The following is a 12,662-nucleotide window of genomic DNA, read 5'->3' as shown; positions in this document are numbered from 1 at the left end:
TGGTCCCAAACAGAACCCTACCGTAGCGCGATTCGATGACAGTGGCGAGCACGCTTTTCGGGATTCACAATCCCTTGGAATTCAAGCAATTACCCACTGAAAACCTGCCGATTCCGGTCAAGCGGAGCTGAACGCGCCGTTCCGGAGGCCCATTCAGGACGGGGAACGTTGCCCGGCGTTCAGGCCCGGCCACTCGCCGGCGCTCAGAGCGCCGAGCGCGGCGGCAGCGACCAGTCGATCGGGGCTTGGCCGCGGCGCTGCAGGTACTCGTTGGCCATGGAGAAATGGCGGCAGCCGAGGAAGCCACGATGGGCCGACAGCGGCGACGGATGCGGGGCCTTCAGCACGCGATGGCGGCGGGTGTCGATGACCTTGCCCTTCTGCTGCGCGTAGGCGCCCCAGAGCATGAACACCAGGCCTTCGCGCTCGCGGTTGAGCACGTCCACCACATGATCGGTGAAGCCTTCCCAGCCACGGCCCTGGTGCGCGCCGGCCTTGCCCTCCTCCACCGTCAGCACGGCATTGAGCAGCAGCACGCCCCGTTGCGCCCACGGGATCAGGCAGCCGTGGTCCGGGCGCGGGATACCGAGATCGCTCTCGATCTCCTTGTAGATGTTCAGCAGCGACGGCGGCACCGGCACGCCGGGCGGTACCGAGAAACTCAGGCCGTGGGCCTGGCCGCGCCCGTGGTACGGGTCCTGGCCGAGGATCACCACCTTCACCTGCTCGAACGGCGTGGCGTCAAACGCTGCGAAGATCTGCGGCCCGGGCGGGAACACCGCCGCACCGCTGGCCTTGCGCTGGCGCAGGACGGCCGACAGCTCGCGCATCTGCGGCTGCAACAGGTACTCACCGACGTGCTGCTTCCAGCTCGGTTCCAGCTGGATCGTCGGGGTGTCGGTTACTTCATCGATCATCGCAACAAAGGTCCATCATTCAATCGAGCCAGGCGCAGCTGGAACAGCACCTTGGTGACCAGCAGCCGCTCTTCGATCGGCTTGAGCACCAGGTCGTTGGCACCGGACTGCAGCAGCCCGGTCTGGTTGTGGGGGTTGCCGTCGCCGGTCATCACCAGCACGGGCAGGCGGCGCTTGCCGTAGCCGAAGTCCACGCGCACGCGCTGCACCACGTCGCGGCCGCTCAGCTCGCCCTTCAGGGTGACGTCGGTCAGCACCAGGTCGATGCGGTGGCGGCTGCGGCCCAGCGACTCGGCGGTGAGCAGGGTGAAGGCCTCTTCGGCGCTGACCACGTGCAGCACGTTCAACTGCTGCCGCTCGAGCATGCGCTTGGTGGCCTCGGCCACTACGCGGCTGTCCTCGATATAGAGGATGGTGGCGCCGGGGATGGTCTGCGGCTGCACATAGCCACGGATGAAGGTCGCCAGCGCTTCATGGCCCAGGGATTTGTCGAAATAGTCGGTGACGTACTCGGTGAAGCGGCGCTGCTCCAGGTGCTGCTGGGCATCGCCGGAAACCACGATCACCGGCACATAGGCCTGTCCGGCCGCTTCGCGGACCATGCGCGCCAGCGCCAGGCCGTCGCCATCACGCAAGGTCAGCGAGGTCGTCACCAGGTCCACCGGGCCCTGCGCCAGCGCCTGCTGCGCGTCTTCGATGCTGTCGCAGCCAATCACCTCCACGCCCGGCAGGTCGCGCTGCAGGACGTCGGCGATCAGCTTGCGGACCAGCTTCGAGCCATCGACCACCATCACCCGCGTCGCGGGCCCTTCAAGGTGCTTCAGCGCTTGCGGTTGCATGCCGGTCTCAGGTATCGGTCGGGCGGGTCTGGCGGAGGAAGTGGCCGGTCACCAGCCAGGCACCCAGCCAGCCCAGCAGCAGCGTGCCGAGCAGGACCAGGCCACCATGCAGCAGGTCCAGGCCATGCAGCACGAACGGGCTGCCGTAGCTGCGCGAGAGTTCGGCCAGCGGCACGCGCAGCGCGGCACCGGCGGCGCCGATCAGGGCCAATGCAACCGCGCCTGCGCCCAGGCCATACCACGCACCCAGATACAGGAACGGGCGGCGGATGAAGCCATCGCTGGCGCCGAGCAGCTGCAGCACGCCGATCTCTTCGCGGCGGGCCTGGATGTCCAGGCGTACCGTGTTGCCGACCACCAGCGCGGCCCCCGCGCCGAGCAGTACCGACAGCACCTGCACCAGCCGCGCGCCGAACGCCAGCCAGGCATCCAGGCGCTGGCGCCACAGCGCATCGTGCTGCACCAGGTCGGCCTCGGGCAGGCTTTCCAGCGCGCGCGCCAGGCGTGCGTCATCCTTGCCCTGGCCGGGGGTGATCACCAGCAGCGAGGGCAGCGGATTGTCGTTGAGTGCGTCGATCGCCTCACCGAGGCCGGCATCGCGCAGTTCCTGCAGGCCCTGCTCCGGCGTGCGCACGTTCACTTCGGCCACGTCGTCGCGGTCGCGCAGCTGGCCCGCCAGGCGCAGCGCGCCGGGACCATCGACGTTGCCCTTCAGGAACACGTTGATGTCGCGCGACTGCTGCACGCTGCCGGCGAACTGCTTGAGGTTGTCCAGCGCGATCGACAGCCCCAGCGGCAACGCCAGCGCCAGCGCCATGACCATCACCGTCAGCAGGGTCGCCCACGGCTTGCGGCAGGCACGGCCCAGGCTGAACACCACGCTGTGCACGTGGTGCTGGAACCAGACGCCCACGCGCGAGGGGGCGGCGGCTTCGCTGTTTTCGTTCTTCGCCATGGTTACTCCGCCAGGTCCTGCGGCGAGATGTCATCCACCAGCCGGCCGTGGTCAAGGATCAGCACGCGCTTGCGCATGCGGCGCAGCAGCGGCAGGTCGTGACTGACCACCAGCACGCTGGTGCCGCGCGCGGGCAGTTCGGCGAACAGGGCCATGATCTCCGCCGCCAGGGTCGGGTCGAGGTTGCCGGTCGGCTCATCGGCCACCAGCAGCTTGGGCTCGCCGACGATGGCGCGGGCGATGCCCACGCGCTGCTGCTCGCCGGCCGACAGCTGCGAGGGCAGCGCCTTCTCGCGATGGCCCAGGCCCATCCGCTCCAGCACCGAGCGCACGCGCTTGCTGATGTCGCCACGGCGGGTGCCGCGCAGGATCAGCGGCAGCGCCACGTTCTCGGCGATGGAGCGGTCCATCAGCAGGCGGTGGTCCTGGTAGACCGCCCCCACCGCGCGTCGGTGGCGCGGCACGTCGCCGCCGCGCACCTTCAGCAGGTTGCGCTCGTCGAACACCACCGCGCCGCGGCTGGGCCGCTCGTCGAGGTGGATCAACTTGAGCAGCGTACTTTTACCCGCACCGGAATGGCCGGTGACGAACAGCATCTCGCCCGGCGCGACCTCGAAGCTGACATCGGTCAGCGCCTCGTGGCCACCGGCGTACTGTTTGCTGACATTGTCGAAGCGCAGGACACTCATGCCCCGATTATGCAGGACCGGCGCGACGTCGTGGAGACGGTGGGTGCCACCGGCCCCGCCTGGTGGGTGCCGACCGTTGGTCGGCACACCTTTCAAAGCCACCCGACCAACGATCGGGTGCTACCCGCTGATCGGCAGCGCCGATCAGCTGCCCGACAGCATCCGGCGGATCTTGCGGCCGATGCGGGTCAGGAACGAGTCACCGGTATCGGCGGCGGTACGCACCGGCTTGGCCACCACCTGCACCGGGGTCACCGGGCTGGCGCCGTTGCCGGCGTTGGCCTGTACACCCTCGGTACCTTCGACCGGACGGCCGTGGCGACGACGACGGCGCTTGCGCGGCTTGTGCTCACCGTCCACCGTAGCTGCCGGTGCGCCTTCGGCACGCGGCGGGCGCGGCGGACGCGGGGCCTGGGCGGCGGCGCCTTCGGCACCGGCAACCGCGGCGGCTGCGCCCTGCTCGCCTTCCACGCGCGGCTTGCGCGGGCCACGCGCACGGCGTTCGCCGCTGCGTTCACCGTCGCGACTACCGCGGCCACCACCACTGCCTGAGCGGCCGCCGCTGCGGCCACCGCCCCGACGCTCTTCCTCGGCGGCGCGGGCTTCGCGCGCTTCGCGGAAGATCTGGCCGACGCTTTCGTTGTCCTCGCCTTCCTCGCCTGCCGCCGGCGCCGGGCGTTCCGGGCGCGGCAGCGGGGTCAGCAGTTCCTTGGTGACCGGCTCGGACGGAATCTTCTGCTCGATATAGGCCTCGATGTCCGGCAGGCCCATGGCGTAGCGCTCGCAGGCGAAGCTGATCGCGTCGCCCTCCTCACCCAGGCGCGCGGTGCGGCCGATGCGATGCACGTAGTCTTCGGCGTCGAACGGCAGGTCGTAGTTGTAGACGTACTTGATGCCGTCGATGTGCAGGCCGCGCGCAGCCACGTCGGTGGCCACCAGGATTTCCAGCTGGCCCTTCTGGAAGCGGTTGAGCAGGCTCTCGCGCTTCTTCTGCGGCACATCACCGGACAGCACGCCGACACGGTAGCCGGCCTTTTCCAGCGAACGCGCCACGCGCTCGACGAACACCTTGGTGTTGACGAAGACCATGGTGCGCGCGCCTTCGCTGCGCGACAGCAGGCCCAGCAGCAGCGGAATCTTTTCGTCGTCGGCCGGGAAGTAGATGCGCTGGCGCACGCGCGCGGCGGTGATGGTCTCGGCTTCGACCACCAGCTTCTGCGGTTCGTTCATGTGCTCGTAGGCCAGCTCCAGCACGCGATGGCTGAGGGTGGCACTGAACAGCAGGGTCTGGCGGGTGGTGCGCTCGGGCATGCGGCGGAGCAGGAAGCGGATGTCCTTGATGAAGCCCAGGTCGAACATGCGGTCGGCTTCGTCCAGCACGCAGATCTCGCAGGCGTGCAGCGACACCACCTTGTGCTGCTTGACGTAGTCGATCAGGCGGCCCGGGGTGGCGATGATCACGTCCACGCCCTGCTGCAGCAGCTCGCGCTGCTTGTCGTAATCCACGCCGCCGTAGACCAGGGCGAAGCGCAGGCCCAGGTCGGAACCGAACTTCACCGCATCCTTGTGGATCTGGATGGCCAGCTCGCGGGTCGGGGCGAGGATCAGCGCGCGCGGATCTTCCGGCTTGCGATCGGCCAGCGCCGGACGCGTCAGCAGGCGGTTCACGACAGCGACCAGGAAGGCCAGGGTCTTGCCGGTGCCGGTCTGGGCCTGGCCGGCAACGTCACCACCGGGCAGCGCGACCGGCAGGGTCAGCGCCTGGATCGGGGTGCAACGGGTGAATCCGGCTCCTTCAAGGCCGGCCTGCAGGGCCGGATGCAGCTCGAAGGAGGAGAAGGTCAAATCGGTCAGCGGTTTGTCGCTCATGAGTCCGTCTTGGTATGGCCGCCGGCCCGTGGGGCGGCTGGCACTTCAGCGTCTGGGGGCACCGTCGCAAACTGCGGCCCCTGCGGCGGGTTGGCAGGCTGGGACCACCTGGTCCGCGCGCCGCACAATGCCCCAGTTTACCGCACTCGGGCAGGCAAACCGGAATGCGGCGTCTCATGGCATCCAGAGACGCTACCTTCACCCAGCCACACCGGACTTGAACGGCCTGCCCGGGTTCGCTGGTGTCGCCCACTGCCAGCCCCATGTACAGGAAGACAGTGAAATCCGACACATACCGGCCATCGAAGCGATCACGATACGCTGGGTTCCAACCGGCGCCTGTCCCTGCCCTGCGATAGGGGTACACTGCCGGCCGTGAGCGTCCAGGCATCCCGCCGAACGCACCGCGGCAGTGCGCCGCGAGGCAACGACGAGGGTCGCGCCACCGGGCATGGCCCAGTTCACCCACCTCCGGCATGGCCGGGTGCAATCCAAGACGAGAAACCAAGATGAGCGACAAGGTTGTACATGTCGGCGATGCCGACTTTGATAGCGCAGTGCTGAATTCCAAGGAACCGGTGCTGGTCGATTTCTGGGCCGAGTGGTGTGGCCCGTGCAAGATGATCGCCCCGGCGCTGGACGAACTGGCCGATGCCTACCAGGGCCGCGCCAAGATCGCCAAGGTCAACGTTGACCACAACCGTGCGCTGGCCGCCAAATACCACGTGCGTTCGATTCCGTACCTGGTCGTGTTCAAGGACGGCGAGAAGGTCGGCGAGCAGATCGGTGCGGTGGGCAAGGCCCAGCTGGCCGGCCTGCTGGACAAGGCCCTGGCCTGATCCTGCGGTTCTCCGGCAGCCGCCGAACGCGGCTGCCGGCGGCGCCCCTGCGCCCATGATGAATGCTGTTCCCGGCGACCCTTGCATGGCGCCGCAGGCCGATGATAGTGTCGGCATATCCGGCCGCGTTCGCGTGCCGCACCCTCTGGACGCAGTTTCTTCCAGACCCATTCCCAACGTTCGCCGCCCCAGCCGGGCGCTCGCACCTTCAAGCGAGGAATAACGCTCTTGTCCGATAACACTTCCGAAACCGGCAGCGCCGATGCGCCCGCCGAAAAGCGTGTGCGCAAGCCCCGCGTGAGCAAGGCCGCCGCCCCGGCAGCCGCCGAAACCAGCGCCGCTCCGGCGCAGCCGACGCTGCCGTTGGCCTCCGCGCCCGAAGCTCCCGCGCCGGCGCCTGCCGCAGCACCTGCACCGAGCGCGCCCGCCGCCGAGGCCCCTGCCAGCAGTGGCGGTGGCGAAGGCAGCGAAGGCCGCGAATCCGGCCAGCCGCGCCAGCAGCACAACCATCAGGGGGGCGGCCAGAACCAGGGCCAGAACCCATACAACCAGAATGGCCAGCAGGGCCAGGGGCAGGGCAACCGCCGCGACCGCTTCCGCAACCGGCGCGACCGTGACCGCAACAACCGCTTCCGCGACGAGGGCATGCCCAACGACGGCGGCGAGCAGCAGCCGTTCGTGCCGCGCCCGCACGCCAACGTGCCCGAGGGCTTCCCGGTCTATTCGCTGAGCGACCTCAAGCGCATGCCGGCACAGAAGCTGCTGGAAATCGCCGAGCAGCTGCAGATCTCCGAAGGCGTGGCCCGCGCCCGCAAGCAGGATGTGATCTTCGCCCTGCTGAAGGTGCTGACCCGCCACGGCGATGGCGTTGCCGCCGACGGTGTGCTGGAAATCCTGCCGGATGGCTTTGGCTTCCTGCGCGCGGCTGAAGCCAGCTACCTGGCCGGCCCGGACGACACCTACATCTCGCCCAGCCAGATCCGCCGCTTCAACCTGCGCACCGGCGACCACATCTCCGGCCGCATCCGCTTCCCGAAGGACGGCGAGCGCTACTTCGCGCTGAACATCGTCGACACCATCAACGGCGAGCCGATCGAAGCGTCGAAGAACAAGGTGCTGTTCGAGAACCTGACCGCGCTGTTCCCGCGCCGCCGCTTCACCCTGGAGCGTGGCAACGGTTCGTCGGAAGACATCACCGGCCGCATCCTCGACCTGATGGCGCCGCAGGGCAAGGGCCAGCGCTCGCTCATCGTGTCGCAGCCGAAGGCCGGCAAGACGATGATGATGCAGCAGGTCGCCACCGCCATCACCACCAACCACCCGGACGTGCACCTGATCGTGCTGCTGATCGACGAGCGCCCGGAAGAAGTGACCGAAATGCAGCGCACCGTGCGCGGCGAGGTCATCAGCTCGACCTTCGACGAGCCGGCCGCGCGCCACGTGCAGGTGGCCGAAATGGTCATCGAGCGCGCCAAGCGCCTGGTCGAGCACAAGAAGGACGTGGTGATCCTGCTCGACTCGATCACCCGCCTGGCCCGCGCCTACAACAACGTGGTGCCGAGCTCGGGCAAGGTGCTGACCGGTGGTGTGGACGCCAACGCCCTGCACCGCCCGAAGCGCTTCTTCGGTGCCGCGCGCAACGTGGAAGAAGGCGGCAGCCTGACCATCATCGCCACGGCGCTGGTGGACACCGGTTCGAAGATGGACGAGGTGATCTACGAAGAGTTCAAGGGCACCGGCAACAGCGAAGTGCACCTGAGCCGTCGTATTGCTGAAAAGCGCGTGTTCCCGGCCATCGACATCAACCGTTCCGGCACCCGCCGCGAAGACCTGCTGATCGAGCCGGAACTGCTGCAGAAGATCTGGATCCTGCGCAAGCTGCTGCATCCGATGGACGAAATGGCCGCGATGGAATTCCTGCTGGACAAGATGAAGAACACCAAGTCCAACGACGAGTTCTTCGGTTCGATGAAGCGCTGATCCGGCGTTGCATCGGAAGAAGCCTGCCGCTCGCTGCGGCAGGTTTTTTTTTGCCTGCAGGGCGACCTGTTTCACTTTGCCGCCTCCGACTTTTGGCGATAATTCGCCCTATACCCTGCCCGGCCCCAAGGGCGTGGCCACCGATTCCCGCTGTCGCCCCTTCCGGAGAACCGGTCGGGTCCAGCCTCCTGCCGGATCCGTCGACGCATGCGAACGCTGTCTCCCCGCCTCAACCTGGGCAAGCTGATCCTCGCCCTGGCCCTGCTCAGCGCCATCATCGCCCTGGTCAATACCCTGCTGGCCAGCTACCGGGTGCAGCGCGACCAGCTGGTCGGCAATACCCTGGAAGCCAACCGCGTCTATGCCACCAAGCTGGCCGAGACCACCCAGAACTTCCTGCTGGCCGCGCAGCAGGAGTTGGCGTATGCGGCCACCCGGCTGGGCCAGAGCAATCTCGATCCGGCACAGGCGCAGGACGAAGCCAGCCGCCTGCAGTTGCAGACCAACAGCTTCAATTCCTCGCTGGTGGTCGATGCCGATGGCCTGGTGATCGCCACCTCGCCACAGACCCTGCAGTTGCAGGGCGAGATCCTGCACAGCGTCGGCAACAACGCGGCACTGGCCGCGCGCCAGCCGATGATCAGTGACCCGTACCAGTCGGCCACCGGCAAGCTGCTGGTCTCGCTGTCGCACCCGATCTTCGACCGCCAGGGCCGCTATCGCGGCTACGTCAGCGGCACCCTCTACCTGCGCCAGCGCAGTGCGCTGCACACGCTGCTGGGCAAGCACTACTACCGCGACGGCTCGTACCTGTACGTGGTGGACCGCCATGGCCGCCTGCTGTACCACGCCGATGGCAAGCGGGTCGGCGACTACGTGGTCGGCAACCCGGCGGTGAAGGCAGTGGTGCGCGGTGAACGCGGTGCGCAGCAGGTCCGCAACAACCTGGGCGTGTCGATGCTGGCCGGCTATGCGCCGGTACCGGCCACCGGCTGGGGCATCGTCGCCCAGCGGCCGACCGAGGCCACGCTGCAGCCATTGTCGCGGTTGATGACCGCGGTGATCTGGAACGCGATCCCGCTCGGCCTGCTGTCACTGCTGGTCACCTGGTGGTTCGCCCGCCGCATCTCGCTGCCACTGTGGCAGCTCGCACGCAACGTGCAGGGCGGCGAAGACACCGGCAATGCGATCAGCCACGTCAGCGGCATCCGCGCGTGGTACTTCGAGGTCGCCCAACTCAAGCAGGCAGTGCTGCACAGCTTCAATGCCCTGCAGGACCGTATCGGTACGCTCAACCGTGCCAGCCGTACCGACCCGCTGACCGGCCTGCTCAACCGCCGCGGCCTGCAGCAGGCGCTGGACGCGCTGCAGGTGCAGGGCATCCCGTTCGCGATCCTGGCGCTGGACATCGACCGCTTCAAGTCGATCAACGACAGCCATGGCCACGACGTCGGCGACGCCGCCATCGTCCACATCGCTGACCAGATGCGCCGCTATTCGCGCGACAGCGACATCCTCTGCCGCGCCGGCGGCGAGGAATTCCTGCTGCTGCTGCCGGGCATCAGTACCGACTCGGCCCGCCAGGCCGGTGAACGCCTGCGCCAGCACATCGCCGATCACCCATTCGAACCGGTCGGCACCATCACCGTGTCGCTGGGCGTGGCTCACTTCCCCAGCTTCCATGTCGATGCCGAGCAGGCATTGCGGCTGGCCGACAAGGCGCTGTACATGGCCAAGGAACAAGGCCGCAACCGGGTGGTGATTTACCCTTACGCCGACTGACGCGGAGCCGGGCTGCCCGGCTCCGCAGCGGGTCTCAGCTCTGTTGCAGCGGGGTCAGCAGGCGCAGGCCGCGCTTGGCGCCGTCCACCATGTAGACGCCGCCTTCCGGCAGCAGATCGCTGCCGGCCTGCTCGACCGGGTCGGCCTCGTGCCACGGCACGCTCTGCCGCGGCCCCGGAATGAAAGCGCGCCAGCGGCCATAGCGTTCCGCCTCTGCATTGGGATCATGGTTCAGGGCGAAGTTCACCGGGATGCGAACCGTCCAGCTGTCCCGGGTGCTGTCCTCCCCGGTGGTCGGTGGCTTGAAGGTCCAGGTGCGGGCGGTGCTGACGCTGGCTCTGGCCAGGATGTCGCGCATCTTGGCCAGGGTCCGCTCGGACGCGACCACAGCCATGTTCACCTGCTCGGCGGCCACGTCGGCCACTGTTCCGTCACGCGCCACCTTGACCAGCAGCAGCACCTCACCCTGGCCACCGTTACGGTAGGCCGCCTCCGGGTAGCGCGGCGGTGTCATGTGCAGCGGGGTCACCGAACCAGTGGCCTCAGGATCGTACTCGCTGAAGTCGACACTGGTCATGCTGATTTCATAACCGCCGTCGGCCGCAGCCTTGCCACGCAGGCGAACGCGCAAAGGGGCCCTCGTGGCCACCGCCTGGCCATCGCGCAGCGTGGGCTCGAAGCGCCAGCCACCGATGGTGCCTTCGACGAAGGAGGCGATGCCCGGGGCGACCATGGCTTTCTGGTCCAGCACCAGCGAACTGACCGCGCCCTCCGGCGTGACCTCGATATGACCGGACAGCACCATGCTCATTTCCGCAGTCGCACGTACAGCGCGTGCGGTCTGCGCAGTGGCGTCACCTGCAAGCAGGGGGGCGCCGGCACCGACGGCCAGCGCGAGGGCGAGAAACAGTGGAGAACGCATCATTGCCGGATCCTTGGTGATGAACAGCGAGCGTACCTCAGTCCCAATACCCATGACAGCCGGCTCAGGCCAGCCGGTGCGCGCCCGCATAGGGCGGCGTATCCGGATAGTCCCCTCGTGCGAAGCGTTCCTGCAGGCCCTGCCACCAGCCCGGGTCGAACAGGTGCCGGTAGTGCTCGCGCACGGCTGCCAGCTCCGCAGCCGGCAGGCCCATGAACGGACCGAAGCGCTCGGGAAACACATCGCGCGGGCCAACATGGAACCAGGGCTCGTCGGCCATGGCCTCCTCCGGCGTACGCGGCTGCGGCCAGGCGCGGAACACGCAGTCGCTGACCAGGCAGAGCTCGTCGTAGTCGTAGAATACGGCCCGCCCATGCCGTGATACGCCGAAATTCTTCGGCAGCATGTCACCGGGGAAGATGTTGTTGCGCGCCATGTCGGTGATCGCCTGCGCATAGTCGAGCACCGCCGCCCGCACCGCCTCCGCGCCCTGCTCGCGCAGGTACAGGTTCAAGGGACGAAAACGACGCTGCACATAGCACAGTGCGACTTCGACCTCATCGCCATCGATGCGTACGCTCTGCGCGCACTGCTGCAGCAGTTCATCCAGCAGGGCCGGCGCGAAGCGCTCGCGCGGGAAGCGCAGATGACGATACGGCTGTGCATCGAGCAGGCGGCCGACACGATCAAGGTTGAACACCAGCGCGTACTTCTCTTCCACCTGCTGTCGCGACATCGCCTTGGGCCACGCGAAGCGGTCGCGGATCAGCTTGAACACCAGCGGGTAACTGGGCAGGGTGAACACCGCCATGACCATGCCCGGCGTGCCTTCGGCGGGGACCAGCCGCTCCTGCGGGTGCTCGCTGAAGTGGCGGAAGAAGGTGCGGTAGCGCTCGGTCTTGCCCTGCTTGGCGCGTCCCAGCACCGTGTAGATCTCATCGATGGGCTTGCCCGGCAGCAGGCTGCGCAGGAACACCACGGCATCGCCCACCGTGCCCAGATCGGCCTGGAAGTAGCTGCGCGACACGCCAAACAGATGGGCGACATCACGGCGCCGGGTCAGCACCGCATCGGCTCGCAGCCCGCGCTCATCGTTGACCAGCGCGATCACGCAGGGCGAGAAGCGATGCTCACCGAACACGCGGCCAACCAGGTAGGCGCGGCGCTCGCGGTAGAACACAGTGTCGAGCAGTTCAATGCTGCGCACCGGCGTGTCCCCCCAATGGGCGAGGTCGTCCTGCAGGCGCACGGCAATGGCCGCCGCGCAACGCAACTGGTGCGCGTAGGGAATGTCGAAGCGGTAGTCGGCCAGCACGCGTTGCAGGGCCTCCACCGGCCGCGTCGGCGACACCGCGTAGGTATGCCGCGCGACGGGATGGGTGATCGCATCGGACGGCTCGACGTCAAAGGCGATGAACTCCAGCGCCGGGTCCACGCCACGGGTGGAGAACAAGCGCCGCGACAGCGTGTTGTAGAAGGTCTTGTACAGTTCGGCGTCAATCAGGCCCTGCAGCAGCGCGCTGTACCGCGCGTGCACCTGCAGCCACAGCGCACGCTCGCCGATCGCGTCACCGGCGAGCCGACGCAACGCATCCATCTGCTCGGCGATGCACAGGTCGTACAGGACGATGCGCTCGACCGCATCCTGCCGCGCACCGGCCCAGTCGCGCTGCTCGAAGCGCTGCCGTGCCCGCGCGGTGATCGCCGCAAAGCGGGCGTGGTACTGCTCGAAGCCAGCGTGGATGGCGCCAGCGATGCGCGACGCCAGCTCGGCATCGATATCAGGCTTGGACATGCATGGCTCACCCGGGAAGACCGGCTTTACCATACGCTGGCGTGGGGTTGCTTGTGTAGAGCCGAGCCCATGCTC

At 67.7% G+C, this 12,662-nt stretch carries 10 protein-coding genes; 3 read left to right on the top strand and 7 right to left on the bottom strand.

Translation table 11 applies throughout. The features are described 5' to 3' along the window. Positions 1 to 203 precede the first annotated feature (203 nt). From ung to rhlB, 5 genes are all read right to left on the bottom strand, one after another. Positions 204 to 917, bottom strand: a complete 714-nt coding sequence (gene ung / locus ACTXG9_RS11890; RefSeq protein ID WP_111102220.1) for a uracil-DNA glycosylase — start codon at positions 915 to 917, stop codon at positions 204 to 206. Further along, positions 914 to 1,756, bottom strand: coding sequence for a response regulator (locus ACTXG9_RS11885; RefSeq protein ID WP_019660837.1), 843 nt, complete (start codon positions 1,754 to 1,756; stop codon positions 914 to 916). The genes ung and ACTXG9_RS11885 overlap by 4 nt, the downstream gene beginning before the upstream one ends. A gap of 7 nt (positions 1,757 to 1,763) precedes the next feature. Further along, entirely contained in the window at positions 1,764 to 2,711 is a 948-nt protein-coding gene (gene ftsX / locus ACTXG9_RS11880) for a permease-like cell division protein FtsX (RefSeq protein WP_019660838.1), read from the bottom strand. Positions 2,712 to 2,713: 2 nt separating this feature from the next. Beyond that, the gene (ftsE, locus tag ACTXG9_RS11875; RefSeq protein ID WP_005411273.1) at positions 2,714 to 3,400 is read right to left on the bottom strand and encodes a cell division ATP-binding protein FtsE; all 687 of its coding nucleotides are present in this window, start codon (positions 3,398 to 3,400) and stop codon (positions 2,714 to 2,716) included. A 144-nt stretch (positions 3,401 to 3,544) separates the two neighbouring features. Next, entirely contained in the window at positions 3,545 to 5,269 is a 1,725-nt protein-coding gene (gene rhlB, locus ACTXG9_RS11870) for an ATP-dependent RNA helicase RhlB (RefSeq protein WP_019660839.1), read from the bottom strand. Between the two features lie 509 nt (positions 5,270 to 5,778). Between rhlB and trxA the strand changes: the two genes are divergently transcribed. From trxA to ACTXG9_RS11855, 3 genes are all read left to right on the top strand, one after another. Beyond that, a complete protein-coding gene (trxA, locus tag ACTXG9_RS11865; RefSeq protein ID WP_005411275.1) occupies positions 5,779 to 6,108 on the top strand; it encodes a thioredoxin in 330 nt (109 codons plus the stop codon). A 228-nt stretch (positions 6,109 to 6,336) separates the two neighbouring features. After that, on the top strand, positions 6,337 to 8,088 hold the full coding sequence (gene rho, locus ACTXG9_RS11860; RefSeq protein WP_019660840.1) for a transcription termination factor Rho: 1,752 nt from the start codon (positions 6,337 to 6,339) through the stop codon (positions 8,086 to 8,088). Positions 8,089 to 8,295: 207 nt separating this feature from the next. Next, on the top strand, positions 8,296 to 9,870 hold the full coding sequence (locus ACTXG9_RS11855; protein ID WP_111102218.1) for a sensor domain-containing diguanylate cyclase: 1,575 nt from the start codon (positions 8,296 to 8,298) through the stop codon (positions 9,868 to 9,870). Between the two features lie 34 nt (positions 9,871 to 9,904). Here the strand turns inward: ACTXG9_RS11855 and ACTXG9_RS11850 are convergent, their stop codons facing one another. Both ACTXG9_RS11850 and aceK read right to left on the bottom strand, forming a co-directional pair. Continuing rightward, positions 9,905 to 10,795 carry an energy transducer TonB gene (locus ACTXG9_RS11850; protein WP_111102232.1) on the bottom strand — a complete coding sequence of 297 codons (891 nt, stop codon included), beginning with the start codon at positions 10,793 to 10,795 and terminating at the stop codon, positions 9,905 to 9,907. Between the two features lie 61 nt (positions 10,796 to 10,856). Then, entirely contained in the window at positions 10,857 to 12,587 is a 1,731-nt protein-coding gene (gene aceK, locus ACTXG9_RS11845; RefSeq protein WP_111102217.1) for a bifunctional isocitrate dehydrogenase kinase/phosphatase, read from the bottom strand. Positions 12,588 to 12,662 lie beyond the last annotated feature (75 nt).

The sequence above is a fragment of the Stenotrophomonas maltophilia group sp. LNF247 genome (assembly GCF_054083135.1).
Note: the sequence above shows the minus strand (reverse complement) of the source record. Positions and strands in the feature narration are given on the sequence as shown.

What these genes read in the sequence shown, in the direction of transcription:
- ung (WP_111102220.1), bottom strand. Translation starts at nt 917, where the DNA reads ATGATCGATGAAGTAACCGACACCCCGACGATCCAGCTGGAACCGAGC.
- ACTXG9_RS11885 (WP_019660837.1), bottom strand. Translation starts at nt 1,756, where the DNA reads ATGCAACCGCAAGCGCTGAAGCACCTTGAAGGGCCCGCGACGCGGGTG.
- ftsX (WP_019660838.1), bottom strand. Translation starts at nt 2,711, where the DNA reads ATGGCGAAGAACGAAAACAGCGAAGCCGCCGCCCCCTCGCGCGTGGGC.
- ftsE (WP_005411273.1), bottom strand. Translation starts at nt 3,400, where the DNA reads ATGAGTGTCCTGCGCTTCGACAATGTCAGCAAACAGTACGCCGGTGGC.
- rhlB (WP_019660839.1), bottom strand. Translation starts at nt 5,269, where the DNA reads ATGAGCGACAAACCGCTGACCGATTTGACCTTCTCCTCCTTCGAGCTG.
- trxA (WP_005411275.1), top strand. Translation starts at nt 5,779, where the DNA reads ATGAGCGACAAGGTTGTACATGTCGGCGATGCCGACTTTGATAGCGCA.
- ACTXG9_RS11855 (WP_111102218.1), top strand. Translation starts at nt 8,296, where the DNA reads ATGCGAACGCTGTCTCCCCGCCTCAACCTGGGCAAGCTGATCCTCGCC.
- ACTXG9_RS11850 (WP_111102232.1), bottom strand. Translation starts at nt 10,795, where the DNA reads ATGATGCGTTCTCCACTGTTTCTCGCCCTCGCGCTGGCCGTCGGTGCC.
- aceK (WP_111102217.1), bottom strand. Translation starts at nt 12,587, where the DNA reads ATGTCCAAGCCTGATATCGATGCCGAGCTGGCGTCGCGCATCGCTGGC.